This window comes from Microbacterium sp., from assembly GCF_047971895.1.
Classification (GTDB): domain Bacteria; phylum Actinomycetota; class Actinomycetes; order Actinomycetales; family Microbacteriaceae; genus Microbacterium.
On record NZ_JBKEAF010000089.1, the window covers coordinates 1 to 23,364 of the forward strand.

The following is a 23,364-nucleotide window of genomic DNA, read 5'->3' on the forward strand; positions in this document are numbered from 1 at the left end:
AGCGATGCGGGCTCTCCCCCGAGCAGCGTCAGCCAGTGCTGCTCGTGGCGGCCTTCGGCGTCGGCGAGGGCGAGCAGGATCTCACGATCCTCCCCCATGCGCCGACCGGCCAGCGCACGGTACACGCGCGCTTCGGCGCGTTCGTTGACGAGATACTGCGCCCACCGCCGGCGATCGCGGGCAGTGGGGGGAGCGGGCGTGCTCACACAGACCTCCGAGACAGCCGAACAGGGACGCTACGAGGCTAGCCAGCGGATGGCAAGGTCGCCGCCGCCGGGCGTAGATTGCCAGCATTTCGGAGATCCGAACGATGCCGTCCGACCCGTCATTCCACGGCACCGGCGAGGTCGCCCGCGCGAGCGACATCGGCGACCGGCTGCGAGTCGTGCTCGTCGACGGCTCCACCCTCGGAGCTCGCACAGTCGCGATCGCTGCGGGCGTGCACGACGAACTGCCACCGATCCCGGGACTCGCAGAGCGCTGGGCAGGCACCTGATGGTCGTCTCGCACGCGGCGCTGCCGTCGTGGCTTCCTGGACTCCCTGCGGGGGCGCCGCCCATGCTCCCGCCCCGCAATGCGAGCGCGCACTCGGCGGCCATGCAGGGGCCGAATACACGGGTCTACGAGTGCACACGACGCCGCAGCAGCTCGATGCGGGACTGCAGCTGTGCCACCGTCGCCTGCGCCACCGCCGGCCCACCGCACAGGCGGCGCAGCTCGGCATGGACGGCGCCGTGCGGGTCGCCGCTCTGGCGCGCGTAGAGCCCCACGAGCGCGTTGAGCAGTTGGCGCTGTTCGCGCAGCGTGCGGTGCAGAGGCGCGGGCAGCGCGGCCTGCTCGGCGCGGAGCTCGTCGCCGTGCACGCGCGCACGCGCCTCGCGCAGTCGCCGGTGCTTTCCCTGGCGCGCCTGACGCTGCATGAGCAGTTCGTGTACGTGTTCGGGCTCGAGCAGTCCCGGCAGCCCGAGGAACTCCTCCTCTTCAGGCGTACCGGGCACGGCCAGCTGGCCGAACTCCCGGCCGTCGTACATCACCCGATCGAAGTGCGCGACCGAGCCGAGCGCCTGGTATTCGAACTCGTGGGTGAGCTCGTCCGACGCGTGTTCCTCGCGCTCGGCCTCGTCCAGCAGGTCGTCGTCGAGCAGCCCGTCGTCGCCGTCCGACTCGCGGTCCAGCGCGTGATCGCGTTCGCGCTCGAGGGCTGCGGCGAGCTCGAGCAGCTGCGGCACGTTCGGCACGAACACGCTGGCCGTCTCGCCGCGCCGGCGCGCGCGCACGAAGCGTCCGACGGCCTGCGCGAAGAACAGCGGCGTCGATGCGCTCGTCGCATACACGCCGACCGCCAGCCGGGGCACGTCGACGCCCTCCGACACCATGCGCACGGCGACCATCCACCGCGCCGCACCCTCGGCGAACTGCTCGATGCGACCGGACGCAGCCGGGTCATCCGACAGCACCACGACGGGGTCCTCCCCCGTGATCGACCGCAGGATCGTCGCGTAGGCACGTGCGGAGGTCTGATCGGTCGCGATCACGAGGCCACCGGCATCGGGCACCTGGGCACGCACCTCGCCGAGTCTGCGGTCGGCCGAGGCCAGCACCGCCGGGATCCAGTCGCCCTCCGGATCGAGAGCCGTGCGCCACGCCTGCGCCGTGACATCCTTCGTGTTGTCCTGGCCCAGCTGCGCCTCGACCTCGTCGCCCGCCTTGGTGCGCCAGCGCATCCTGCCCGCATACACGAGGAACAGCACCGGACGCACGACGCCGTCGGCGAGTGCCCGCCCGTAGCCGTAGCTGAAGTCGGTGCGCGAGAGGCGGATGCCGCGTTCGTCCGGGTGATACTCCACGAAAGGGATCGGCGCTGTGTCGCTGCGGAACGGGGTTCCGCTCAGCAGCAGACGACGTGTGGCGCGCTGGTACGCCTCGCGCAACGCATCGCCCCACGACAGGGCGTCGCCGCCGTGGTGCACCTCGTCGAGGATCACCAGGGTGCGGTGCCGATCGATCAGATCGCGGTGGACGGATGCCTTGACCGCCACCTGGGCGTAGGTCACCGCAACACCGTGGAACTGGCGCGACGGGGCGCTCTGCCGGTTCGAGAACCGCGGGTCGAGTCGGATGCCCACGCGCGCCGCCGCATCCGCCCACTGGGTCTTGAGGTGCTCGGTCGGGGCGACCACGACGATGCGCTCGACGACACCTCGACGCAGAAGTTCACTCGCCAGACGCAACGCGAACGTCGTCTTGCCCGCGCCGGGAGTGGCCGCTGCGAGGAAGTCCCGCGGCCCTTTGCCGGCGCCGTCCGGCCCGTCGGCACCGAAATACGCGTCCAGCGCCTCGGCCTGCCATGCGCGCAACCGCTGCGCCGTGCCCCACGGGGCGCGCTGCGGGAAGGACGGCGACAGGTGCTCGGCGGCGAAACTGCCGAACTGCTCCGAAGAACCGCCGGGCTGGCCGGAGGCGCTGTCGAACGGCATCCGCTCTCCTCCCCTGCTCGACGCGACGAGTCACCACCCTAAGGCACGTCGCCGACATCGGACGCCGACGGCGGGTACGCTCGGATCTGTGGGTTCCGGGTGGAGGAGGCGAGATGTCGCGCAGCGGTCCGGATGAGCACCGCACCCCGTACGTCCCGAATGACGGCCCGCACCCCTGGCGGCGCTTCGTCGCCCTCGGCGACTCGTTCACCGAGGGTGTGGGCGACCCCGATCCCGGGTCCGCCAACGGCGTGCGCGGCTGGGCCGACCGGGTCGCCGAGGTGCTCGCCGGGCAGGTGGACGATTTCGCGTATGCGAACCTCGCGATCCGCGGACGGCTCATCGGCGAGATCCTCGACGAGCAGATCGAGCCGGCACTGCAGCTCAAGCCCGATCTGGTCACCTTCTCGGCCGGCGGCAACGACGTGATCCGTCCCGGCGCCGACCCCGATGCCGTCGCCGAGCGGTTCGAGGACGCTGTGGTGCGCCTGTCGAGCACCGGCGCGACCCTCGTGGTCTTCACCGGAATCGACACGAACTTCACGCCGGTGTTCCGCGGCATCCGCGGGCGCGTCGCGATCTACAACGAGAACATCCGGGCGCTGGCTGCCCGGCACGACTGCATCGTCGCCGACCAGTGGGCGCTGAAGGAGGTGCAGGACATGCGATTCTTCGACGACGACCGGCTGCACTACAACGCCCTCGGTCACCACGAGGTGGCCAGGATGGTGCTGCGCGCACTGAACGTGCCCAACGACCTGCAGCCCATGCAGCCCGATCCGCTGCCCACCCGGACATGGCGCGAAGCGCGTGCGCACGATCTGGTCTGGGCGCGCGAGTATCTCGTGCCGTGGGTCCTGCGGCGGCTGCGCCACCAGTCGTCGGGCGATCACATCACGGCCAAGCGCCCCGAGCCCTCCCCCGTCGTCCCGTCGGTCGGATCAGTGTCGGCCGAGGGCCCACACGGCGACGGCGCTGGCCGCGGCGACATTTAGGGAGTCGACCTGCCCGGTCATCGGGATCGTCACCACGACGTCGGCGGCGTCCATGGCGGGACGGCTGAGGCCGTCGCCCTCCGCGCCCAGCAGGATCGCGACCGAGGCGGGACGGCTCGCCGCGAACGACTCGAGGTCGATCGCGTCGTCGGCCAGGGCGAGGGCAGCGATGGTGAATCCGGCGGAGTGCAGGATGCCGCGGGCCTCCGGCCACGCGGGCAACCGAGTCCACGGCACCTGGAAGACCGTGCCCATGCTCACCCGCACGCTGCGCCGGTAGAGTGGATCGGCGCAGCGTGGCGACACCAGCACGGCATCGGCACCGAGTGCGGCCGCGCTGCGGAAGACCGCGCCGACGTTCGTGTGATCGACGATCTCGTCGAGCACGACCACGGTGCGAGCCCCGGTGATCACCTCCGCCACCGGCATGACGGCGGGGCGGTGCATCGCCGCCAGCACACCGCGATGCACGGCGTAGCCGGTCACAGACTCGGCGATCGCGGCGGGGACGACGTACACCGCGGCATCCGTCCCGTCCAGCAGGTGCTCGGCGTCGGCGAGCCAGCGGTCCTGCACGAGCACCGAGCGCGGCTCGTGCCCGGCGGCGAGGGCCCGTGCGATCACCTTCGCCGACTCTGCGATGTACAGACCGCCGGCCGGTTCGAGTCGCCGCCGCAGAGCGACATCGGTGAGGTCGCGATAGTCGGCCAGTCGCGGATCGTCCGCGGCATCCACTCGTTCGATCCGCATCCGACAACTTTCGCAGACGCGACGCCCACATGCGTCGCGTGGCCCTAGACTTCCGGCGTGACGGATTCCGCGGCGGCACTCGCGAGCGAGGCCGTGGCGGTGCTCTCCGGCCGTCGCATCGCCGTGCTGACCGGGGCTGGCGTCTCGACCGACAGCGGCATCCCCGACTACCGCGGGGAGGGGGCGCCGGTGCGCACGCCGATCACGGCACAGGCGTTCTTCGCCGACGACGCCGCCCGACGCCGCTACTGGGTGGGCAGCCATCTGGGTTGGCGTGCCTTCTCGTCGGTGCCGCCCAATGACGGGCACCGTTCGCTCGCCGAGTTGGAGGAACACGGTCTCAGCACCGGCGTGATCACTCAGAACGTCGACGGCCTGCACCTGCGCGCGGGCAGTCGCCGGGTCGTCGAGCTGCACGGCGCGATGCGGCGGGTCGGCTGCACACGGTGCGGGCAGACTTTCGACCGGCGCGACATCGCGACGCGCATCGAGCACGACAACCCGTGGATCATCGTCCCCGATGCCGTCCGGCTCGGGCCGGACGGTGACGTGCCGCCCGAGACGAGCGCGGCCTTCGTGCTGCCCCGGTGCTCGCTGTGCGCGGGTGATCTCAAGCCCGATGTCGTGTTCTTCGGGGAGTTCATCCCCGGCGAGAAGTTCCGTGAGGCCGAGGCGATCATCGGCGACAGCGACGCCCTCCTGGTGGCCGGTTCATCGCTCGTCGTGAACTCGGGCATGCGCCTGGTCGAGCGCGCCCATCGGCGTCGCCTCCCCGTGGTGATCGTCAATCGCGGCACCACGAAGGCCGACGATCGTGCCACCCTCAAGATCGACGGCGGTGCAAGCGACCTGCTGCGCGCCATCGCCGATGGACTGACGGCGTCGGTGTGACCGAGGCGCGCTTCAGGCTCCCGACGCGCGGCGCAGCAATGAGCGGGCGTGCCGCAGCACCGGCTCATCGACCATGCGTCCGTCGAAAGTGAACACCCCGCGCTCGGTCTCGGCCGCTTCGAGCACCGCGCGCGCCCAGTCGGCCTGGTTCACGTCGGGGCGGTAGGCGGCGCGGATGACTTCCACCTGGGAGGGGTGGATGCAGGCGGTCGCCGCGAACCCGGAGGCTGCGGCATCCTTCGCCTCGCGGCGCAGGCCCCGCACGTCGGCGATGTCGAGATGCACCGCGTCGATCGCAGCCTTGCCGCGCGCGCCCGCGGCCAGCAGCACACGGGCACGCGCGGCGCGCGCGACGTCGCGGTAGCGTCCGTTGGGCTTGCGGCTCGAGGTGCCGCCCAGCGAGGCGACGAGGTCTTCGGCACCCCACATGAGCCCGGTGACGGTCGGCAGCTCGGCGATGCGCTCGGCGTTGACCACGCCCTTGGCCGTCTCGCAGAGCGCGATCAGCGCGAAGCGCGCATCGACAGTCTTCAGCTGCTCGGGCGATTCGGCCTTGGCCACCATGATGGTGCGGTAGTCGGTCTGCGAAAGCGTGACGAGGTCGGCCTCGACGTCGGGCGTGTCGAGTGCATTGACGCGTACGACCACGCGCTCGGGGTCGAGGTCGGATTCGATCAGGGCGCCCCGCGCGGCTGTCTTGGCGGGCGCTGCCACAGCGTCTTCGAGGTCGATGATCACCGCGTCGGCACGCTCGAGCGCCGTGCGATAGCGTTCGGGGCGGTCCGCCGGGCAGAACAGCAGTGCCGGGCCGAGGTCGAATGCGCTCACGATATCGCCTCCGCGTTGAGCCACAGGAGCGCGACCCGCGTGGCCGTGGCCACGACGGTGCCATCCTGGTTGCGGCCGGTGTGGGTCAGGGTCACAAGGCCCTGGCCAGGTCGCGATCGCGAGAGCCGCTTGTCGGCGACCTCCGTCTCGGCGTACAGCGTGTCTCCGGCGAACAGCGGATGCGGGAACGCGATGTCGGACAAGCCGAGCTGGGCGACGAGCGTACCCTGAGTGATCTGCGCCACCGACAGCCCGACGAGCGTCGCCAGCGTCCACATCGAGTTCATGAGCGGACGGCCGAACGGCTGGGTCGCCGAATAGGCCGCATCGACGTGCAGGGCCTGCGTGTTCATCGTGAGCGCCGAGAACAGGGTGTTGTCGGCATCGGTGATAGTGCGGCCGGGGCGGTGCAGATACCGCGCGCCGACGTCGAGCTCGTCGTAGTACAGACCGCGCTGCGTGTGTTCGTTCACTCGAGAAACGCTACCCTTCCAGTCCCAGCGCCCGCGAGATGACGAGCAGCTGCACCTCGGTGGTGCCCTCGCCGATCTCGAGGATCTTCGAATCGCGGTAGTGACGCGCGACCGGGTACTCATTCATGAATCCGTTTCCACCGAAGATCTGCGTCGCGTCGCGCGCGTTGTCCATCGCGGCATCCGACGCCGTCATCTTCGCGATCGCCGCTTCGACCTTGAACGGCGCGCCTGCGTCGCGCAGACGCGCGGCGTGATGCCACGCCAGGCGTGCGTTGTGCACGCGCGCCTGCATGCGTGCGATCGTGAACTGCACATGCTGCCGGGTCGCCAGCGGCGTGCCGAACACCGTGCGCTGGCGGGCGTAGTCGATGGCGGCCTCGACGCATCCCTCCGCCGCGCCGGTCGACAGCGCCGCGATCGCGATGCGCCCCTCGTCGAGGATGTGCAGGAAGTTCGCGAAGCCGCGGCCGCGCTCCCCCAGCAGGTTGCCCTCGGGCACGCGCGCGTCGGCGAAGGTGAGCGGATGCGTATCCGATGCGTGCCAGCCGACCTTGTCGTAGGCGGGCTCGACGGTGAAGCCGGGCGTGCCGTTGGGCACGATGATCGTGGAGATCTCTTTGTGGCCGTTCCTCTGGCCGGTGACAGCGGTGACCGTGACGAAGCGGGTGATCGCGGTGCCCGAGTTGGTGATGAACTGCTTCGCGCCGTTGATCACCCACGCACCGCCGTCCAGGTGCGCGGTGGTGCGGGTGGCCCCGGCATCCGACCCCGCCTCAGGCTCGGTGAGGCCGAATCCGGCCAGCGCCCTGCCTGCGAGCAGATCGGGCAGCAGCTCCTGCCGCTGTGCGTCGGTGCCGAACCGGAACACGGGCATGGCGCCCAGGCTCACGCCGGCTTCGAGGGTGATCGCGATCGACTGGTCCACCCGCCCGAGGCCTTCGATCGCCAGGCACAGCGCGAAGTAGTCGCCGCCCTGGCCGCCGAGCTCCTCGGGGAACGGCAGCCCGAACAGGCCCATCTCCCCCATCTGCGCCACGACGTCGAGTGGGAGCGTGTGCGTGCGATCGGCCTCATAGGCCTGCGGTGCGACGACGGTCTCGGCGAAGTCGCGAACCATGCCAGCCAGTTCGCGCTCGTCATCGGTCAGGTCGTAGGTGATGCTGCTCGTGGCTGCGTTGCCCATGGCTCCTCCATCGTCGGATCCGTGTCACGATCCGGTCACGCCGGTTGTCGGGAGAACGGACCTCTGGTTAGTTTTCCCTAACCGAGTTCATTTAGGTTAGCGAGGATTAACTGAATTGGCAACGGGTGTCACCGGGCGGGAACGCGCGAAGGCCAGCAGGCAGGCCGCACTGCTGAGAGAGGCCGCGCGCCTGTTCGCCGCGCATGGTTTCAACGGCGTCAGCCTGGAAGATCTCGGCACCGCGGTCGGTGTGAGCGGGCCGGCGATCTATCGTCACTTCGCGAACAAGCAGGCGCTGCTGGGCGCCGTGCTCACAGACGTGAGCGCACGGCTGCACGATGGTGGACTCGCCGTCGTGCACGAAGATGTGCCCGCCGACGAGCTGCTCGAGCGGCTCGTCGCATTCCACGTCGACTTCGCCCTCGACGGTGCCGACGTCATCCGCGTGCAGGACCGCGACCTGCAGAGCCTGTCCGACGAAGACCGACACGCCGTCCGGCGACTGCAGCGCGAGTACGTCGAACTGTGGGTGAGTGTGCTCCAGCAGCTGCACCCCGAGGCGCCGGCCGTCGCGTTGCGGGTGCGCGCGCACGCCGCGTTCGGGCTCATCAACTCGACCCCGCACAGCGTGCGTGCGCTGCAGCCGGTGCCCGACGAGGGCGAGGTGCGTGCCATCCTCACCGCGATGGCACTCGCCGGGCTACGGCTCTGACCCGCGGTTCCGCCGAGCAGGCTACCCGAGCAGCATCGACCGCCCCGGCTCGCTCAGCACGTCGCCGACCGCCTTCAGGAAGCGCGAACCCTGCTCGCCGTCGACCAGCCGGTGGTCGAACGACACGCTCAGCGTCATCACGTCGCGCAGCGCGATCTCGCCGTGGCGCTCCCACGGCTGCTTTCGCACCGCGCCGAGCGCGAAGATGCCGGCCTCACCGGGGTTCAGGATCGGTGTGCCCGTGTCGACGCCGAAGACGCCCACGTTCGTGATCGAGAACGTGCCGCCAGTCATGTCGGCGGGTGCGGTCCGGCCCGATCGCGCCGTCTCGGCGAGCACACCGATCGCGTCAGCGAGCTCCACCAGCGTCATCCGGTCCGCATCGCGGATGTTCGGGACGATGAGACCGCGCGACGTCGCCGCGGCGATGCCGAGGTTCACGTAGCCGAACTCGACGATCTCGCTGGCGGCATCGTCCCACCGCGTGTTCAGCTCGGGGATCGCCCGCAGCGCGAGACACACCGCCTTGGCCGCCACGGCGAGCACGCCGATGCGATGCCCCTGCAGCGCCCGATCGGTCTTGAGCGACGCGATCAGCTCCATCGTCGCGGTGACGTCGACGGTGAGGAAGGTCGTCACGTGCGGCGCGGTGAAGGCGCTGCGCACCATCGCCTCGGCGGTGTGTTTGCGCACCCCCCGGATCGGAGTGCGGCGCTCACGCGGCGCGGCGCCGGCATCGGGCAGGCGCTCCCTCCGATCCTGCGTCCCGGGCACCGCCTCGACCCGGGCGGCGTACGCCTCGACATCGGACCGCGTGATCAGGCCGTTCTCTCCCGTCGGCGCGACCAGCACGAGATCCACGCCGAGATCCTTCGCGAACTTGCGCACGGGCGGCGTCGACCTCGGTCGCTCGAGCGCCACCTCGGCGTCGACCGGTGCAGGCAGCGCATCGTGCGGAGCGGCTTCCAGCACGGCCGTGTCGATCGCGCGAGGAGGGCGGGATGCCGCGGCTCTGCGCGCACGACGCTGCGGCCGCCCCGCGGCCTTGGGCGCGGCCCCGTAGCCGACGAGGTTCGGGGTGGCGGCCTCGTCGGCCGTCGTGTCGGCACCGTCGTCGGGTACGGATGCGGCAGCCGTCCCCTCCAGCTCGAACGCCACCAGCACCGCACCGACCTCGACGACATCGCCCGGCTGCGCGTGCAGGCGTGCGATGGCCCCGGCGTAGGGCGACGGCAGCTCGACGACGGCCTTGGCCGTCTCGACCTCGGCGATGGTCTGGTTCAGCGCGACCGGGTCGCCCTCCGCGACCAGCCATTGCACCAGTTCGGCTTCGGGAAGGCCCTCGCCGAGATCGGGCAGGCGGAACTCCTGGATCACAGCTCCACCCCCGTCAGCGAGTGCGGACGATCCAGCACCCGATCGACCGCATCGAGAATCCGGTCGAGATCGGGCACATGGTGCTTCTCGAGCTTCGCCGGCGGGTACGGAGTGTCATGGCCGGTCACCCGCACGGGCGCCGCTTCGAGGTGATAGAAGCACTTCTCGGTGACGCTCGCGATCAGCTCGGCACCGACACCCGCCTCCCTCGCCGCCTCGTGCGTGACGACGACGCGCCCTGTCTTGCGCACCGACGCCGCCACTGTCTTGTAGTCCACCGGCGACAGCGAGCGCAGGTCGATGACCTCCAGCGAGATGCCCTCGTCCTCCGCGGCGAGTGCGGCATCCATCGCCGTCGCGACCTGCGCGCCGTACGTCAGCAGCGTGACGTCTGTGCCCGGCCGTGCGACGCGGGCCAGTCCCATCGGCGGCGCGTCGTCCAGCGCCCAGCCGAGATCGACCTCGCCCTTCGTGTGGTACAGCCGCTTGGGCTCGAAGAACACCACCGGGTCGTCGCACGCGACCGCCTGCTGCAGCATCGTGTAGGCGTCCTGCGGGTTCGAGACCGCGACCACGCGCAGCCCGGACGTGTGCACGAAGTACGCCTCGGGCGACTCGGAGTGGTGCTCGGCTGCGCCCACGCCCCCGGCCCACGGGATGCGGATCGTGATCGGCACGCTGACCTTGCCGCCGGTGCGGTAATGCAGCTTGGCGACCTGGCACACGATCTGGTCGAACGCGGGGTAGACGAACCCGTCGAACTGGATCTCGACAACGGGCCGGTACCCCCGGTAGGCGAGGCCCACCGCGGTGCCCATGATGCCTGACTCGGCCAGCGGGGTGTCGACCACGCGCTGCGCGCCGAACTCGTCGATGAGGCCGTCGGTGATGCGGAAGACGCCGCCCAGCGTGCCGATGTCCTCGCCCATGACGAGCACCTTGGGATCGTCGCTCAGCGCGCGCCGAAGGCCCTCGTTGAGCGCCTTCGCCATGGTCAACTGCGTCATCGCGCCACCTCCTCGGCGTCGGCGAAGCCCTCGAGGTACGCGGCGAACGCCGTGCGCTGCTCGTCGATCCCGCGGTGCGGTTCGGCGTAGACGTGGTCGAACACGGTGATCGGATCGCGCGTGACGGCGCCCAGGCACGCGGCTCGCACCGCAGCGCCCAGTTCGTCGGCGTCGCGCTGCACCTGCGCGGCGAGAGTGTCGTCGAACTCGCCGCGCGCACGCAGATGCGCCTCGACGCGGGCGATGGGGTCACGACGACGCCACCGCTCGACCTCCTCCCTGTCGCGATAGCGGGTCGGGTCGTCCGACGTGGTGTGCGGGCCCATGCGATACGTCACAGCCTCGATGAAGGCAGGTCCGCCGCCGGTTCGCGCGTGCGCGAGCGCCCAGCGCATCGCGGCCAGGCAGGCCAGCGCGTCGTTGCCGTCCACGCGCAGGCTCGGGATGCCGAAGCCCGGGGCACGCCCGGCGATCGGGAACTTCGCCTGCAGCGAGACCGGCTCGGAGATCGCGTACTGGTTGTTGGTGCACACGAACACGACAGGGGCGCCGAAAGACGAGGCGAAGACCATCGCCTCGTTGACATCCCCCTGGCTGGTCGCCCCGTCGCCGAAGTACGTCACGGCGACCTGGTCGGTGCCGTCGCGTTGCACGCCCATCGCGTAGCCGACCGCGTGCAACGTCTGGGCACCGATGATGATCTGCGGCACCGCCGAGTTGATCTCGTACGGCGACAGCGTGGAGTGCTCCTCACCGCGCCACGACAGCACGAAGTCTGCGGGCGTCACACCGCGCACATAGCCGACGCCGATCTCGCGGTAGCTGGGGAAGGCGAAGTCGTCGGCACGCATCGCACGGGCCGTCGCCACCTGGGTCGCCTCCTGCCCCTGGCACGGCGCCCACAGCCCGAGTTGCCCCTGCCGCTGCAGGGCGACCCCCTCGGTATCGATGCGGCGTACCAGCACCATATCGCGATAGAGGCCGCGCAGCTCGTCGGCGGTCACGTCGGCCACAAAGGGATCGAGGGCCGGATCGGCGACCCGTTCGCCGTCGGGTGTCAGCAGCCGGGCAACGTCCTCGGTATCGGTCGCGAGGTCGGCTGCCGGGTTCAGAGTTCGCGTCATCGTGCTCTCCTGTCGCTCTCGCGCTCGTGGCGCCGCGGCGGATGCCAGCATCTTCGCCGGTCACTCAGAGGGTACGTCGACAATGCACCTCGCTCAAGCGTCTCGATTCTGTTTGAGCATGTTGCCAACAAATACCGCTGTTTGTCCTGCTAATCTTTCACACTATGGCGACTCTCGATCACGTTGACCTCGGACTTCTCGCTGCGCTCGCCGACGATCCGCGGGCGACGGTCGTGGCGCTCGCCGAACGTCTGAGCATGTCGCGCAACACAGTGCAGGCACGCATGGGGCGCCTCGAACGCGACGGCGCGTTCCTCTCGTTCGAGCGCTCGATCGCCGCGCCCTCGCTCGGCTTTCCGATCGAGGCGTTCATCAACGTGCAGCTGCGGCAGGTCGACATTCCCCGCATCACCGAAGAGCTCGCCGCCGTCCCCGAAGTGACGCAGGCGCACGGGCTCAGCGGTCAGGTCGACCTGCTGGTGCGCGTCGCGTGCCGCGACGCCCGGCATCTGTTCGACACCGATGCGCGGGTCCTCGCGATCGACGGCGTCGAGCGCACTGAGACGCATCTGGTGATGCGCGAGGTGATCCCCTATCGCCTGCGCCCGCTCATGGAGCTGGCGAAGGCGGAAGCGTAGGCTGCGCCGCCGCGACCGCCGCTGACGGCCCCGTGCGCGCCCAGGCGTACATCACCAGCAGCGCCGGCGCCAGGTACGGGATGAGAAGCGCGACGGCCACGGGCATCCGCTGCATCGCTGGGAGCAGCAGCAGCTGACAGCCGGCGACGACGGTGAGGCCGAACAGCACGATCCCACAGAACCGGTCCACGCGCTACTGCGACGAGGGGAACTGCGGCAATCGGATGAGCGTCAACGCGTATCGCCGGTGGCAGGCGGAGCAAGAAACGCCGTGATCGCCGCGGCGGCGGCCTCCGGCGTCTCGTAGTGGATCAGGTGACCGACCTCTGCGATCTCGACCAGTTGTGCCGACGGGAACAGCCTTGCCAGTTCCCGCTCCTTCTCGATCGGGGTGATGTCGTCCTGCATCGCGGCGATCAGCAGCGTGGGCTGGGCGATCCGCGGTGCGAACTCGCGCACGTCGTGCGAGACCGAGGCCACGAACGCGTCGTGCAACACGTCGCGGTCCGAGAAGCGGGAGAAGTACCTGTCGTGCTGGTCGTTGATGAAGGCGCGCAGCTGCTTGTCCCGCGTCTTGGCCATCGTCTCGCTCATGACCCGCACGATCGCCCCGTTGCGCAGCAGCGCCGTGCCCACTCGCGACGGCAGCCTGGCACCTGCGGCGTAGTACAGCACCGCGAGCCGGGTCATGATGCCGCGCGGCCCCTGCAGCGCCGGGGCACCGATGGGGTTCACGAGGACGACCTGTGATGTCGCGAGTCCGCGGGCGACCGCGGCCGCCGCGACGATCGACCCGAACGAGTGCCCCAGGATCACTGCTTCCGGGGCGACGAGCGCGGCGAACTCCTGCAGCCATTCGGCGTACAGGTCGAGGTCGTGTCTGCGCGCGGGGACCGGGGCGGTCTCGCCGAAACCGGGCAGGTCCGGCATGACGACGCGGATGTCCTCGAGGTGGGCGACCACGGGTTCGAGCCCGTGGTGCTCACCGCGGAACCCGTGCACCGCGATGAGCGTGGTCTGGGCGTCTTCGGGCCCGTAGACCCAGTACGCGGTGGTACCGCCCAGCACGCCGATCTCGCGTCGCTGCACGACGATGGCCGAGAGGCGGTCGGCGTAGGGACTGGAGACGGGCACCCGACGAGTCTACGGTCGGTGCGCCTGCCGGCCGATGTCCGAGCCGGCGCATACCGTTGCAGGCATGGAGCAGCTCGCCCTCTTCGACACCCCGGACTGGTGCCGCACCGTCGGCGTGTTCGACCTGGAGACGACCGGTGTCGACGTCGCGCACGATCGCATCGTCACGGCGCATGTGGGGACGCTGGATGCCACGGGCGCAGTGTTGCAGTCGCGCACCTGGCTGGCCGACCCCGGGATCGACATCCCCGAGGGTGCGGCGGCGATCCACGGCGTCACGACCGCCTACGCACGCACGCACGGCACCCCTGCCGCCACGGTGGTGCGCGAGGTGACCGACGCCCTGCGTGCGCTGTTCGCCGCCGGCATCCCGGTCGTCGCCTACAACGCCCCGTACGATTTCTCGCTGCTCAAGCACGAGGCGGCCCGTCACGGCGTGGCTCCCATCGAGCACCCGTCGCCGGTGATCGATCCGCTCGTCGTCGACAAGCGGTCTGACCGCTACCGGCGCGGCAAGCGCACGCTCTCGGTGGTCGCTGCGCACTACGCGGTGCCGCTCGACGGCGCGCACGAGGCATCCGCAGACGCGATCGCCGCCGGGCGCGTCGCGCAGGCACTCGCCGTGCGCTATGCCGACCGACTGCCGCCGACCGTCGCCGAGCTGCACACGCGTCAGATCGGCTGGGCGCGCGCACAGGCCGAGAGCCTCACCGAGTACTTCGTGCGCATCGGGCGTATCGACCCCGACGATCCGATCGACGGCAGCTGGCCGATCCGCTGAACGCGAAGACCCCGCCGGGGCGGGGTCTTCGTCGTGACGCTGTACGGCGAATCAGTTCGAGCTGCCGCCGAAGTTCTTGAAGCGCTGGTTGAACTTCTCGACGCGACCGGCCGAGTCCATGATGCGCTGCTTGCCGGTGTAGAACGGGTGCGAGGCGGACGAGATCTCGACGTCGATGACGGGGTACTCGACGCCGTCGAGCTCGATCGTCTTCTCGCTGGTGACGGTGGAACGCGTCAGGAACGTCTCACCCGAGCCGAGGTCACGGAACACGACCGCGTGGTAGTCGGGGTGGATGTCAGTCTTCATGAGGAGTCCTTTATGGGATGGCGTCCCTGCTGAGAACCAGGGACCAGTGTCCGCGATGCGAATGCACCAAAGAGCAATCCTATCACCGATCGAGCTGCTCAGGAATCGGCGGCCCGCGCGGCGTACCGTCCGGCGCCCTGCGTCAGCACGATCGGCAGCCCGAACGCGGCGGTGAGGTTGTCGGCGGTCAGCGTGTCGGCCAGCGGACCCGCCGCCACGACGGCACCCTCGCGCAGCAGCAGCACATGCGTGAACCCCACCGGGATCTCCTCCACGTGGTGGGTCACCATCACCATCGCCGGAGTGGTCGGGGCCTGCGCGTAGCCGCCGAGCAGCGCCAGCAGCTCTTCGCGCGCACCGAGGTCGAGGCTCGCGGTGGGCTCGTCCAGCAGCAGCAGCTCGGGGTCGGTCATGACGGCCCGGGCGATCTGCACGCGCTTCTGCTCGCCGTCCGAGAGCGTCCCGAAGCTGCGGTCGGCGAGATGGTCGAGCCGCCACTCGGCGAGCACCCGCAGGGCACGGCGCTCGTCGATGTCCTCGTAGTCCTCGTTCCAGCGGCCGAGCACCGAGTACGCCGCGGTCAGCACGACGTCGAGCACCGTCTCCTCGGGCGGGACGCGCTTGGCCATCGCCGACGAGGCGAAGCCGATGCGCGGACGCAGCTCGAACACGTCGGTGCGCCCCAGGCGCTCGCCGAGCACGTCGACGGTGCCCGAAGTGGGGTGGATGAGCGTGTCGGCCAGCAGCAGCAGGGTCGTCTTTCCGGCGCCGTTGGGCCCAAGGATCACCCACCGCTGATCGTCTGCCACCTCCCAGGAGAGGTCGTCGACGATGTTCCGGCCGTTCCGACGCACCACGACGTCGGAGAACTCGAGCACCTGCGGCATGCCCCCAGCCTAACGGTCCGTCCCGGCGACCTCGGCGTACAGCGCCGCGGTCGCGGCGGCGATCTGCGTCCAGCTGAACTGCTCGCGTGCCCGCCGGCGCCCTGCGGCACCGTATGCGGCGGCACGTGCGGGGTCGGTCACGACCTCGATGAGCGTGCGGGCCAGGTCGTCGACGAAGCGCTCGGGGTCGAGCGGGGTGCCCGTGCCGTCCTGCGCCTGCTCGATGGCGACGAGACGGCCGGTCACACCGTCGACGACGACCTCCGGGATGCCTCCGGTCGCCGTCCCGACGACGGCGGCCCCGCAAGCCATCGCCTCCAGGTTGACGATGCCGAGCGGCTCGTACACCGATGGGCACACGAAGGCGGTCGCCGTGGCGAGTATCGTGCACAGCTCGTGCCGGGTGAGCAGCCGACCCAGCCAGACGACCCCGTCGCGTGTGGCCTGCAGCTCACGCACGAGACCCTCGACCTCGGCCATGATCTGCGGCGTGTCCGGCGCCCCGGCGCACAGCACGAGCTGCACGTCCGGCGGCAGCTGGGCCGCCGCCCGCAACAGGTACGGCAGCCCCTTCTGCCGGGTGATGCGACCGACGAACACGACAGACGGATGCTGCGGGTCGATGCCCAGCCGCGCGAGCAGCTGCGGGTCGTCCACCGGCTGCCACGCGTCCACGTCGATACCGTTGTGGATCACGCGCACCCGGGCCGGATCCAGCTGCGGGTAGCTGCGCAGGATGTCACGTCGCATCCCCTCGCTGACGGCGATCACGGCGGCCGCTCCGGTGTACGCGGTCTGCTCGATCCAGCTCGAGACGGCATAGCCGCCACCCAGCTGCTCGGCCTTCCACGGGCGCAGAGGTTCCAGAGAGTGCGCGGTGACGATGTGCGGGATGCCGTGCAGCAGCGAGGCGAGGTGGCCCGCCATGTTCGCGTACCAGGTGTGCGAGTGCACGATGTCGGCCCCCGCGACCCCTGTCACGATCTCCAGATCGGTACCGAGGGTCTGCACGGCGCCGTTGGCGCCGGCCAGCTCCGCCGGCACGTCGTACGACGTCGTTCCCGCTTCGTCGCGTGCTGCACCGAAGGCGTGCACCCGCACGTCCACGCCCGCGCGCAGCGCTTTCACGAGCTCGGCGACGTGCACTCCTGCGCCGCCGTAGATCTCCGGCGGGTACTCCTTCGTGACGATGTCGACGCGCATGTCAAGGACGCTAGTACACCGCGCCTCGCGTGGTGCATAGTGGTGCCATGCCCGCTCCCCCGAAGGTCTTCGGAATCATCCTCGCCGGCGGCGAAGGCAAACGTCTCATGCCGCTGACGGCGGACCGTGCGAAACCGGCCGTGCCGTTCGGCGGGCAGTACCGGCTCATCGACTTCGCGATCTCGAACCTGATCAACTCGGGGCTGCGTCAGGTCGTGGTGCTCACGCAGTACAAGTCGCACAGCCTCGACCGGCACGTGTCGCAGACCTGGCGCATGTCTGCTCTGCTCGACTCGTACGTCGCTTCGGTGCCCGCGCAGCAGCGTCTGGGCAAGCGCTGGTTCTCGGGCTCGGCCGACGCGATCCTGCAGAGTCTCAACCTGATCAACGACGAGAAGCCCGATCTCGTCGCGGTCATCGGCGCCGATCACGTGTATCGCATGGACTTCCGGCAGATGCTCGACTCGCACATCGCGTCCGGTGCGCGTGCGACGGTCGCCGGCATCCGGCAGCCGATCACGCTGGCCAACCAGTTCGGCGTCATCGACGTGGATCCCGAGAGCGAACTGCGCATCCGCGCATTTCTCGAGAAGCCCGAGGACCCGGCGGGTCTGCCCGATGCACCGCACGAGGTGCTCGCGTCGATGGGCAACTACGTCTTCGACACCGATGCGCTGATCGAGGCCGTGCAGTCCGACGGCGACCTCCCGACGTCGAACCACGACATGGGCGGTGACATCATCCCGTACTTCGTCGGTCGCGGCGAAGCGGGCGTCTACGACTTCAAGCGCAACGACGTACCCGGCTCAACCGAGCGCGACCGTGCGTACTGGCGGGATGTGGGCACGATCGACTCGTTCTTCGACGCGCATATGGACCTGATCTCGACGCTGCCCGTGTTCAACCTCTACAACACGGCATGGCCGATCCACTCACAGACGGTCAACTCGCCGCCGGCGAAGTTCGTGCGGGACTCGGTCGGCCGCATCGGCAACGCGATCGACTCGATCGTGTCACTGGGATCGGTGCTGTCGGGAACCCATCTGGAACGCAGCGTCGTGGGCCCGTGGACGCTGGCCGGGGGCGGATCCACCATCACCGACGCGGTGCTGTTCGACCACGTGCTCGTCGGGGCGGGCGCGCGCGTGCACCGGGCGATCCTCGACAAGAACGTCTCGCTCGATCCGGGAGCGACCGTCGGCGTCGACCGTGAGCGCGATCTCGCGCGAGGATTCACGGTGACCGATTCGGGCATCACGATCGTCGGCAAGGGCGTGCGCGTCGAGCCGTAAGGATTCGGATGCCGTGGGCGCGGGCGTTACCGTAGGCCGTGTGCTGCCGACATCTGCTCGCTTCCTGGTCGTCCTCGACGCCGACTCGACCCTGATCCGCAACGAGGTGATCCAGCTGATCGCCGACGAGGCTGCCCGCGGGCCCGAGGTCGCCGCGGCGACCGAGGCCGCGATGCGCGGCGAGGTCGACTTCGCCACGAGCCTGCGCTCGCGGGTGGAGGCCCTGCGGGGAGTGCCGGTCGCCGCGCTGCGACGGGTGATCGCGCGCGTGGAGCCGACGCCGGGAGTGCGCGCGCTGATCGACACCGTGCACGCGCGCGGCGGAGCGGTGGGGGTCGTGTCGGGCGGTTTCCACGAGGTGCTCGATGCCGTGGCGCCCGCACTGGGAGTCGACCAGTGGCGCGCAAACCGGCTCGCCGTCGCTCACGGGGCCCTCGCCGGGCACGTCGACGGCGAGATCGTGGATGCCGCGGCCAAAGCCGCCACGCTGCTGCGTTGGGCGGCGCAGCTGGACGTGCCGCCCGCCCGCACGATCGCGATCGGGGACGGTGCGAACGACCTGCACATGATGGCGCGGGCCGGGCTCGGCATCGCGTTCAACGCCAAGCCCGCGGTGCGGGAGCGCGCCGACCTCGTCGTCGCGCAGGTCGATCTGAGCGAGGTCATCCCGCTCCTGCCGTGAGGCATCACGACCATGTCGGATGTTCGCCCTACGTCATCGACGGAGTGATTCCGTTTCCCGGACGGGACTACTTCGACGACGAAGACGTCCACGATCTCGCCGCGCCCTCACGCGCGCGCACGGCACCGCGGCGGCGTCACCGGGTGCCGGTCACGCTGCTGATGGGTGCGATGGACGGGCCGGCCTTCCGCTCGGCGATTGTCGCGGCCATCCGCTGACCGACCGCGGGGCTGCAAGCCGTCAGTGCCCCATGCCGAGGCCGCCGTCGACCGGGATCACCGCGCCAGAGACATAGGCGGCGTCGTCGGAGGCCAGCCATGTGACGACACCGGCGACCTCGCCGGGGGTGGCGAAGCGGCCGGCCGGGATGCTGCGCTTGTACTCTGTCTGGGTGTCCTCGGGCAGGGCCGACGTCATGTCCGTCTCGATGAAACCCGGTGCCACGACGTTCGCGGTGATGCCGCGGGCGCCCAGCTCCCGGGTCAGCGAACGGGCGAAGCCGACGAGTCCGCTCTTCGAGCTCGCGTAGTTGATCTGGCCGGGCGAGCCGTAGAGACCCACGACCGAGGAGATGAGGATCACGCGGCCCCAGCGGGCACGCAGCATCCCCTTCGCCGCTCGCTTGACAACGCGGAACGCTCCCCCGAGGTTCGTCGCCACGACATCGTCGAAATCGTCTTCGCTCATGCGCAGCAGCAGTGTGTCCTTCGTGATCCCCGCGTTCGCGACGACGACCTCGACGGGGCCGAGCTGTGCCTCGACCTCGGTGAAGGCGGCATCGACGGCGGCGGCATCCGTCACATCAGCACGGACTGTGAGCGTCCCCTCCGGGCCCTCGCCCGAGCGCGCGGTCACCGCGACCCGATACCCGTCCGCGACGAACCGCTCGGCGATCGCGCGGCCGATGCCGCGGTTTCCACCCGTGACGAGGACGACGCGGGCTGTGGACATGTGGGACTCCCAGGCTTCGATGACAGAGCCCGCCCAGCCTATCGGGATGCCCTCGTGCCCCTCCCCACCCCGGGCACTCGATACGCTGGTACTCATCCTGAGAGAGGCGAGGCGATGACCGACCCAACGACCCCGTACCCCGCGCAGCAGCCGATCCCCCCGTACGCGCCGCCCGCCTACGGCGGCTACCCGGCCGGGCCGAAGTACAACGTGCTCGCGATCGTCTCGTTCGTGTCGTCGCTCGTCGGCGTCCTGCTCATTCCGGTGATCGGCCAGATCGTCGGCATCATCACAGGTCACATCTCCCTCGGCCAGCTCAAGCGCAGTGGCGAGAACGGGCGTGGGCTGGCGCTCGCCGGCACGATCATCGGCTGGGTCTCGCTGGGCCTGGCGATCCTCGGGATCATCCTGTTCTTCGCGCTCTTCCTCCCGGCCTTCATCCTGAGCATGTCGCAGTACGGCGGCTGACCCGCCGCCTCCCCGGCGATGCTCCCGGCGTAGACTGAGGGCATCGCGCTGCCCGGCAACCCGCCCGGCAGCACCCCCCACATCAGGCAGCACGTCAGGCAGCATCATGTTACGCCGCAAGCCCCCCTCGACCACGTCGCTTCCGCCGTCGCCGCAGGACGACGAGACCTCGCGCTTCCGCAAGTACATGCTGACGATGGGCATCCGCGTCGCCTGCCTGATCCTCATGGTCGTCGTCTATCCGTACGGCTGGTACACCGTGGTCTTCGCGATCGGGGCGATCGTGCTGCCCTACATCGCCGTGGTGATCGCGAACGTCGGCAAGGACGCGCACGAGACGATCGCCGAGCGCCCCGACCGTGCGATCTCGGCGGCACGCACGGCTGCACCGCCCCCCGCGCACACCGTGATCCGTGTCGCCGAGAACCACCAGCTGCCGCGCACAGCCCCACACGTCGAGGACGCACCATGATCGGTGCGGACATCGAAGGCACCATCTGCTCGCGTGCGCAGTGTCGTGCCGAGGCCGTGTGGGTCATCGAATGGCGCAATCCGCGCCTCCACGCGCCCGACCGGCGAAAGCAGTGGGCGGCGTGCGCCGAGCATGTGAGGTACCTGCACGACTTCCTCGCCGCGCGGGACTTCCCCGTCTCCGTCCACGCCGTCGACGCCGTCGACGCGGCGAGGAACGCCTCGTGAGCCGGCGGGCATCGACTCCCGCCGCCTTGCGCTGGACCGGGTACATCGGCATCGCGATCGTGTTCGCGATCGCCTGCGCGTTCCTGTCGAACTGGCAGTTCTCGCGCAACACCGAGCGTGCCGAGCAGCTTGCTCTGGTCGAGGCCAACTACGACGCCGCGCTCGTCCCCTTCGCCGAGCTCATTCCGGCCGGCTCCGCACTGAACCCCGCCGACGAATGGCATCCGGTCGAGCTCACGGGCACCTACCTCGCCGAGCAGCAGCAGCTGGTGCGCAACCGCGCCCACGGCGGCACGGCGGCGTTCGAGGTGCTGGTCCCGTTCCAGCTCGACGACGGGCGCATCCTGCTCGTCGATCGCGGCTGGGTACGCCCCGGCGCCAGCGCCGAAGAGGCCGAGACGATTGCCGCGCCACCCACCGGTGAGGTGACGGTGATCGCGCGGCTGCGGCCCGGCGAGGTGCTGCCGACCTCCGGTCGCGGCGCACCACCCGGACAGGTGCCGACCATCCATCTGCCCCTGGTGGCCGAGCAGCTGGGTCTGGCCGACCTCGACACGAGCGCGTACGGGATCATGGTCAGCGAGGATCCGGCGCCGGCGACGCGGCCCGAGCCGATCGCCTCGCCCACCGAGGACCCGGGTCCTCACCTGTCGTACGCAATCCAGTGGATCCTGTTCGCACTCATGGGCTTCGCGTTCATCGGGTACGTGATCGTCAGCGAGCGACGCCACCGCCGCGAGGACGCCGAAGCCGCCACGATCCAGCGCCCCCGTGACCGGGACATGCAGGACGAGGACGCCGTGCTCGACCAGGCCGTCCGCTAGGCCAACGCGATCAGGTCGGCGTAGTCGCGCCCCCAGATGTCCTCGACGCCGTCGGGCAGGATGAGCACGCGTTCGGGGTTGAGCGCCTCGACCGCACCCTCGTCGTGCGAGACGAGCACGACGGCACCCTCGTAGTGCGCGAGCGCCCCCAGGATCTCCTCGCGCGAAGCCGGGTCGAGGTTGTTCGTGGGCTCGTCGAGCAGCAGCACGTTCGCACTCGAGACGACCAGGGTCGCCAGTGACAGCCGGGTCTTCTCACCGCCCGACAACACCCCGGCGGGCTTGAGCACGTCGTCGCCGGTGAACAGGAATGACCCGAGCACCTTGCGGGCCTCCGTCGCGTTGATGTCGGGCGCCGCCGACATCATGTTGTCGAGCACCGAGCGCGTGACATCCAGATTCTCGTGCTCCTGCGCGTAGTACCCGATCTTGAGTCCGTGCCCCGGTTCGACCCGCCCCGTGTCGGGGCGATCCACGCCGGCGAGGATGCGCAGCAGCGTCGTCTTGCCCGCACCGTTGAGGCCGAGCACGACCACCTTCGACCCGCGGTCGATCGCCAGGTCGACGTCGGTGAAGATCTCTAGCGACCCGTACGACTTCGACAGCCCCGATGCGGTCAGCGGGGTCTTTCCGCAGGCGGCGGGCTTCGGGAAGCGCAGCTTGGCCACCCGATCCTCCTGGCGCACCTCGTCCAGACCCGACAGCAGCTTCTCGGCGCGCGCCATCATCTGATGCGCGGCGGCGGCCTTCGTGGCCTTGGCGCCGAACCTGACCGCCTGCTGCTGCAGCGCGCTCGCCTTCTTCTCGGCGTTGGCACGCTCCTTCTTGCGGCGCTCCTCGTCGGCGACCCGTTGGCGCAGGTAGTGCTTCCAGCCCATGTTGTAGAGGTCGATGACCTGCCGGTTCGCGTCCAGGTAGAACACGCGGTTGACCGTCTCGCCGACGAGCTCGACGTCGTGCGAGATGACGATGAGGCCGCCCTTGTAGCCCTTGAGGAACTCGCGCAGCCACACGACGCTGTCGGCGTCGAGGTGGTTGGTCGGCTCGTCGAGGATCATCGTCCCCGCATCGGAGAACAGGATGCGAGCCAGCTCGATGCGCCGACGCTGACCACCCGAGAGCGTCTTCAGCGGCTGGTCGAGGATGCGGTCCGGGAGGGAGAGATTGTGCGCGATGGATGCCGCCTCGGCCTCCGCCGCATAGCCGCCCAGCACCTCGAAGCGCTCGGTGAGGTTGCCGTACCTGCGCATCGCGCGCGCGGCAGCGTCCATGTCCTCGTCAGCCATGGCAAGGGATGCCTCGCGCATCCCGATCGCGATCGTGCCGAGTCCGCGCGCATCGAGGATACGTGTGCGGGCGAGCATCTCGGGGTCGCCCGATCGCGGGTCCTGGGGCAGGTAGCCCAGCTCCCCCGTGCGATCGACCCGGCCGGCGCTGGCCAGCACGTCGCCGGCGAGCACCTTGGTCAGCGTGGTCTTGCCCGCGCCGTTGCGCCCCACGAGGCCGACCTTGTCACCGTCCGAGACGCGGAACGACACGTCTGACATGAGCACGCGTGCGCCCACGCGGATCTCGAGGTCATGCACGGCGAGCACAGCGGAGGTTCCGTTCGTTCGGAGGGGAGACGGCCGAGGGGCCAGCCCCTCAGTATATCCGTCATCGCCTCGTGCGAATCT

General features: G+C 69.9%; 29 protein-coding genes and 1 pseudogene. 14 read left to right on the top strand and 16 right to left on the bottom strand.

Features of this window, described 5'->3' with window-relative positions; all coding sequences use genetic code 11:
* A pseudogene (locus ACK5IN_RS06830) lies at window positions 1-206 on the bottom strand (rubrerythrin family protein); the annotation flags it as partial.
* A 104-nt stretch (window positions 207-310) separates the two neighbouring features.
* On the opposite strand from ACK5IN_RS06830, the gene ACK5IN_RS06835 reads away from it, so the two are divergent.
* Window positions 311-496, top strand: coding sequence for a hypothetical protein (locus ACK5IN_RS06835; RefSeq protein ID WP_416895445.1), 186 nt, complete (start codon window positions 311-313; stop codon window positions 494-496).
* A 124-nt stretch (window positions 497-620) separates the two neighbouring features.
* Here the strand turns inward: ACK5IN_RS06835 and ACK5IN_RS06840 are convergent, their stop codons facing one another.
* On the bottom strand, window positions 621-2,477 hold the full coding sequence (locus ACK5IN_RS06840) for a DEAD/DEAH box helicase (RefSeq protein WP_416895446.1): 1,857 nt from the start codon (window positions 2,475-2,477) through the stop codon (window positions 621-623).
* A gap of 113 nt (window positions 2,478-2,590) precedes the next feature.
* Here ACK5IN_RS06840 and ACK5IN_RS06845 point away from each other — a divergent pair, with 113 nt between their 5' ends.
* A complete protein-coding gene (locus tag ACK5IN_RS06845; protein WP_416895447.1) occupies window positions 2,591-3,472 on the top strand; it encodes an SGNH/GDSL hydrolase family protein in 882 nt (293 codons plus the stop codon).
* On the opposite strand, the gene ACK5IN_RS06850 is transcribed toward ACK5IN_RS06845, so the two are convergent.
* Window positions 3,419-4,222 carry a TrmH family RNA methyltransferase gene (locus ACK5IN_RS06850; protein ID WP_416895448.1) on the bottom strand — a complete coding sequence of 268 codons (804 nt, stop codon included), beginning with the start codon at window positions 4,220-4,222 and terminating at the stop codon, window positions 3,419-3,421. The genes ACK5IN_RS06845 and ACK5IN_RS06850 overlap by 54 nt on opposite strands.
* A 57-nt stretch (window positions 4,223-4,279) precedes the next feature.
* On the opposite strand from ACK5IN_RS06850, the gene ACK5IN_RS06855 reads away from it, so the two are divergent.
* Window positions 4,280-5,113 (top strand): Sir2 family NAD-dependent protein deacetylase, encoded by an 834-nt coding sequence (locus tag ACK5IN_RS06855; protein WP_416895449.1) that lies wholly within the window; start codon window positions 4,280-4,282, stop codon window positions 5,111-5,113.
* A 12-nt stretch (window positions 5,114-5,125) separates the two neighbouring features.
* Here ACK5IN_RS06855 and ACK5IN_RS06860 read toward each other — a convergent pair whose 3' ends face one another.
* Genes ACK5IN_RS06860 through ACK5IN_RS06870 form a run of 3 tightly spaced genes read right to left on the bottom strand, consistent with a single transcriptional unit; the run spans window position 5,126 to window position 7,600 of the window.
* Window positions 5,126-5,941 carry an HpcH/HpaI aldolase/citrate lyase family protein gene (locus tag ACK5IN_RS06860; protein ID WP_416895450.1) on the bottom strand — a complete coding sequence of 272 codons (816 nt, stop codon included), beginning with the start codon at window positions 5,939-5,941 and terminating at the stop codon, window positions 5,126-5,128.
* On the bottom strand, window positions 5,938-6,414 hold the full coding sequence (locus ACK5IN_RS06865) for a MaoC family dehydratase (protein ID WP_416895451.1): 477 nt from the start codon (window positions 6,412-6,414) through the stop codon (window positions 5,938-5,940). Before ACK5IN_RS06865 ends, ACK5IN_RS06860 begins: the two co-directional genes overlap by 4 nt.
* Window positions 6,415-6,424: 10 nt before the next feature.
* Window positions 6,425-7,600, bottom strand: a complete 1,176-nt coding sequence (locus ACK5IN_RS06870; protein WP_416895452.1) for an acyl-CoA dehydrogenase family protein — start codon at window positions 7,598-7,600, stop codon at window positions 6,425-6,427.
* A 115-nt stretch (window positions 7,601-7,715) separates the two neighbouring features.
* Here ACK5IN_RS06870 and ACK5IN_RS06875 point away from each other — a divergent pair, with 115 nt between their 5' ends.
* Window positions 7,716-8,312 carry a TetR/AcrR family transcriptional regulator gene (locus ACK5IN_RS06875; protein ID WP_416895453.1) on the top strand — a complete coding sequence of 199 codons (597 nt, stop codon included), beginning with the start codon at window positions 7,716-7,718 and terminating at the stop codon, window positions 8,310-8,312.
* Window positions 8,313-8,333: 21 nt separating this feature from the next.
* Here ACK5IN_RS06875 and ACK5IN_RS06880 read toward each other — a convergent pair whose 3' ends face one another.
* From ACK5IN_RS06880 to pdhA, 3 genes are read right to left on the bottom strand one after another with little or no spacing between them, the layout of a single operon-like run.
* Window positions 8,334-9,689, bottom strand: a complete 1,356-nt coding sequence (locus ACK5IN_RS06880) for a dihydrolipoamide acetyltransferase family protein (protein ID WP_416895454.1) — start codon at window positions 9,687-9,689, stop codon at window positions 8,334-8,336.
* A complete protein-coding gene (locus tag ACK5IN_RS06885; protein ID WP_416895455.1) occupies window positions 9,686-10,696 on the bottom strand; it encodes an alpha-ketoacid dehydrogenase subunit beta in 1,011 nt (336 codons plus the stop codon). Before ACK5IN_RS06885 ends, ACK5IN_RS06880 begins: the two co-directional genes overlap by 4 nt.
* Window positions 10,693-11,820, bottom strand: coding sequence for a pyruvate dehydrogenase (acetyl-transferring) E1 component subunit alpha (gene pdhA, locus ACK5IN_RS06890; RefSeq protein WP_416895456.1), 1,128 nt, complete (start codon window positions 11,818-11,820; stop codon window positions 10,693-10,695). Before pdhA ends, ACK5IN_RS06885 begins: the two co-directional genes overlap by 4 nt.
* Window positions 11,821-11,984: 164 nt before the next feature.
* Between pdhA and ACK5IN_RS06895 the strand changes: the two genes are divergently transcribed.
* Window positions 11,985-12,458 (top strand): Lrp/AsnC family transcriptional regulator, encoded by a 474-nt coding sequence (locus ACK5IN_RS06895; protein ID WP_416895457.1) that lies wholly within the window; start codon window positions 11,985-11,987, stop codon window positions 12,456-12,458.
* Here the strand turns inward: ACK5IN_RS06895 and ACK5IN_RS06900 are convergent.
* On the bottom strand, window positions 12,430-12,648 hold the full coding sequence (locus tag ACK5IN_RS06900; protein WP_416895485.1) for a hypothetical protein: 219 nt from the start codon (window positions 12,646-12,648) through the stop codon (window positions 12,430-12,432). The genes ACK5IN_RS06895 and ACK5IN_RS06900 overlap by 29 nt on opposite strands.
* Between ACK5IN_RS06900 and ACK5IN_RS06905 the strand changes: the two genes are divergently transcribed.
* Complete coding sequence (locus ACK5IN_RS06905; protein ID WP_416895458.1) at window positions 12,611-12,733, top strand: CGNR zinc finger domain-containing protein; 123 nt, start codon at window positions 12,611-12,613, stop codon at window positions 12,731-12,733. The genes ACK5IN_RS06900 and ACK5IN_RS06905 overlap by 38 nt on opposite strands.
* Here ACK5IN_RS06905 and ACK5IN_RS06910 read toward each other — a convergent pair.
* On the bottom strand, window positions 12,690-13,592 hold the full coding sequence (locus tag ACK5IN_RS06910; RefSeq protein ID WP_416895459.1) for an alpha/beta fold hydrolase: 903 nt from the start codon (window positions 13,590-13,592) through the stop codon (window positions 12,690-12,692). The two genes, ACK5IN_RS06905 and ACK5IN_RS06910, sit on opposite strands and share 44 nt — an antisense overlap.
* Before the next feature lie 64 nt (window positions 13,593-13,656).
* Here ACK5IN_RS06910 and ACK5IN_RS06915 point away from each other — a divergent pair, with 64 nt between their 5' ends.
* The gene (locus ACK5IN_RS06915) at window positions 13,657-14,373 is read left to right on the top strand and encodes a 3'-5' exonuclease (RefSeq protein ID WP_416895460.1); all 717 of its coding nucleotides are present in this window, start codon (window positions 13,657-13,659) and stop codon (window positions 14,371-14,373) included.
* Window positions 14,374-14,424: 51 nt separating this feature from the next.
* Here ACK5IN_RS06915 and ACK5IN_RS06920 read toward each other — a convergent pair whose 3' ends face one another.
* From ACK5IN_RS06920 to glgA, 3 genes are all read right to left on the bottom strand, one after another.
* Window positions 14,425-14,682 carry a type B 50S ribosomal protein L31 gene (locus ACK5IN_RS06920; RefSeq protein ID WP_416895461.1) on the bottom strand — a complete coding sequence of 86 codons (258 nt, stop codon included), beginning with the start codon at window positions 14,680-14,682 and terminating at the stop codon, window positions 14,425-14,427.
* A 98-nt stretch (window positions 14,683-14,780) separates the two neighbouring features.
* Entirely contained in the window at window positions 14,781-15,569 is a 789-nt protein-coding gene (locus ACK5IN_RS06925) for an ABC transporter ATP-binding protein (RefSeq protein WP_416895462.1), read from the bottom strand.
* 9 nt (window positions 15,570-15,578) lie between these two features.
* Window positions 15,579-16,772 carry a glycogen synthase gene (gene glgA / locus ACK5IN_RS06930; RefSeq protein ID WP_416895463.1) on the bottom strand — a complete coding sequence of 398 codons (1,194 nt, stop codon included), beginning with the start codon at window positions 16,770-16,772 and terminating at the stop codon, window positions 15,579-15,581.
* A 47-nt stretch (window positions 16,773-16,819) separates the two neighbouring features.
* Here glgA and ACK5IN_RS06935 point away from each other — a divergent pair, with 47 nt between their 5' ends.
* The 3 genes from ACK5IN_RS06935 to ACK5IN_RS06945 are packed head-to-tail and all read left to right on the top strand — an operon-like array spanning window position 16,820 to window position 18,964.
* A complete protein-coding gene (locus ACK5IN_RS06935) occupies window positions 16,820-18,064 on the top strand; it encodes a glucose-1-phosphate adenylyltransferase (protein WP_416895464.1) in 1,245 nt (414 codons plus the stop codon).
* 43 nt (window positions 18,065-18,107) lie between these two features.
* Entirely contained in the window at window positions 18,108-18,746 is a 639-nt protein-coding gene (serB, locus tag ACK5IN_RS06940; RefSeq protein ID WP_416895484.1) for a phosphoserine phosphatase SerB, read from the top strand.
* On the top strand, window positions 18,743-18,964 hold the full coding sequence (locus ACK5IN_RS06945) for a hypothetical protein (protein ID WP_416895465.1): 222 nt from the start codon (window positions 18,743-18,745) through the stop codon (window positions 18,962-18,964). The genes serB and ACK5IN_RS06945 overlap by 4 nt, the downstream gene beginning before the upstream one ends.
* A gap of 22 nt (window positions 18,965-18,986) precedes the next feature.
* On the opposite strand, the gene fabG is transcribed toward ACK5IN_RS06945, so the two are convergent.
* A complete protein-coding gene (gene fabG, locus ACK5IN_RS06950) occupies window positions 18,987-19,697 on the bottom strand; it encodes a 3-oxoacyl-ACP reductase FabG (RefSeq protein WP_416895466.1) in 711 nt (236 codons plus the stop codon).
* A gap of 114 nt (window positions 19,698-19,811) precedes the next feature.
* On the opposite strand from fabG, the gene ACK5IN_RS06955 reads away from it, so the two are divergent.
* The 4 genes from ACK5IN_RS06955 (at window position 19,812) to ACK5IN_RS06970 (ending at window position 21,688) form a co-directional block, all read left to right on the top strand.
* Window positions 19,812-20,165 carry a DUF4190 domain-containing protein gene (locus ACK5IN_RS06955; protein ID WP_416895467.1) on the top strand — a complete coding sequence of 118 codons (354 nt, stop codon included), beginning with the start codon at window positions 19,812-19,814 and terminating at the stop codon, window positions 20,163-20,165.
* Between the two features lie 106 nt (window positions 20,166-20,271).
* The gene (locus ACK5IN_RS06960) at window positions 20,272-20,637 is read left to right on the top strand and encodes a DUF3099 domain-containing protein (protein WP_416895468.1); all 366 of its coding nucleotides are present in this window, start codon (window positions 20,272-20,274) and stop codon (window positions 20,635-20,637) included.
* Window positions 20,634-20,864 (top strand): hypothetical protein, encoded by a 231-nt coding sequence (locus ACK5IN_RS06965; RefSeq protein WP_416895469.1) that lies wholly within the window; start codon window positions 20,634-20,636, stop codon window positions 20,862-20,864. Before ACK5IN_RS06960 ends, ACK5IN_RS06965 begins: the two co-directional genes overlap by 4 nt.
* Window positions 20,861-21,688 (top strand): SURF1 family protein, encoded by an 828-nt coding sequence (locus ACK5IN_RS06970; RefSeq protein WP_416895470.1) that lies wholly within the window; start codon window positions 20,861-20,863, stop codon window positions 21,686-21,688. The genes ACK5IN_RS06965 and ACK5IN_RS06970 overlap by 4 nt, the downstream gene beginning before the upstream one ends.
* Here ACK5IN_RS06970 and abc-f read toward each other — a convergent pair.
* Window positions 21,685-23,283 carry a ribosomal protection-like ABC-F family protein gene (abc-f, locus tag ACK5IN_RS06975; protein ID WP_416895471.1) on the bottom strand — a complete coding sequence of 533 codons (1,599 nt, stop codon included), beginning with the start codon at window positions 23,281-23,283 and terminating at the stop codon, window positions 21,685-21,687. The genes ACK5IN_RS06970 and abc-f overlap by 4 nt on opposite strands.
* Window positions 23,284-23,364: the final 81 nt, after the last annotated feature.

Bases quoted from the DNA above. Each gene is read 5' to 3' on its own strand.
- ACK5IN_RS06835 (WP_416895445.1), top strand. From the start codon at position 311: ATGCCGTCCGACCCGTCATTCCACGGCACCGGCGAGGTCGCCCGCGCG.
- ACK5IN_RS06840 (WP_416895446.1), bottom strand. From the start codon at position 2,477: ATGCCGTTCGACAGCGCCTCCGGCCAGCCCGGCGGTTCTTCGGAGCAG.
- ACK5IN_RS06845 (WP_416895447.1), top strand. From the start codon at position 2,591: ATGTCGCGCAGCGGTCCGGATGAGCACCGCACCCCGTACGTCCCGAAT.
- ACK5IN_RS06850 (WP_416895448.1), bottom strand. From the start codon at position 4,222: ATGCGGATCGAACGAGTGGATGCCGCGGACGATCCGCGACTGGCCGAC.
- ACK5IN_RS06870 (WP_416895452.1), bottom strand. From the start codon at position 7,600: ATGGGCAACGCAGCCACGAGCAGCATCACCTACGACCTGACCGATGAC.
- ACK5IN_RS06885 (WP_416895455.1), bottom strand. From the start codon at position 10,696: ATGACGCAGTTGACCATGGCGAAGGCGCTCAACGAGGGCCTTCGGCGC.
- pdhA (WP_416895456.1), bottom strand. From the start codon at position 11,820: ATGACGCGAACTCTGAACCCGGCAGCCGACCTCGCGACCGATACCGAG.
- ACK5IN_RS06895 (WP_416895457.1), top strand. From the start codon at position 11,985: ATGGCGACTCTCGATCACGTTGACCTCGGACTTCTCGCTGCGCTCGCC.
- ACK5IN_RS06915 (WP_416895460.1), top strand. From the start codon at position 13,657: ATGGAGCAGCTCGCCCTCTTCGACACCCCGGACTGGTGCCGCACCGTC.
- ACK5IN_RS06920 (WP_416895461.1), bottom strand. From the start codon at position 14,682: ATGAAGACTGACATCCACCCCGACTACCACGCGGTCGTGTTCCGTGAC.
- ACK5IN_RS06925 (WP_416895462.1), bottom strand. From the start codon at position 15,569: ATGCCGCAGGTGCTCGAGTTCTCCGACGTCGTGGTGCGTCGGAACGGC.
- glgA (WP_416895463.1), bottom strand. From the start codon at position 16,772: ATGCGCGTCGACATCGTCACGAAGGAGTACCCGCCGGAGATCTACGGC.
- ACK5IN_RS06935 (WP_416895464.1), top strand. From the start codon at position 16,820: ATGCCCGCTCCCCCGAAGGTCTTCGGAATCATCCTCGCCGGCGGCGAA.
- fabG (WP_416895466.1), bottom strand. From the start codon at position 19,697: ATGTCCACAGCCCGCGTCGTCCTCGTCACGGGTGGAAACCGCGGCATC.
- ACK5IN_RS06955 (WP_416895467.1), top strand. From the start codon at position 19,812: ATGACCGACCCAACGACCCCGTACCCCGCGCAGCAGCCGATCCCCCCG.
- ACK5IN_RS06960 (WP_416895468.1), top strand. From the start codon at position 20,272: ATGTTACGCCGCAAGCCCCCCTCGACCACGTCGCTTCCGCCGTCGCCG.
- ACK5IN_RS06965 (WP_416895469.1), top strand. From the start codon at position 20,634: ATGATCGGTGCGGACATCGAAGGCACCATCTGCTCGCGTGCGCAGTGT.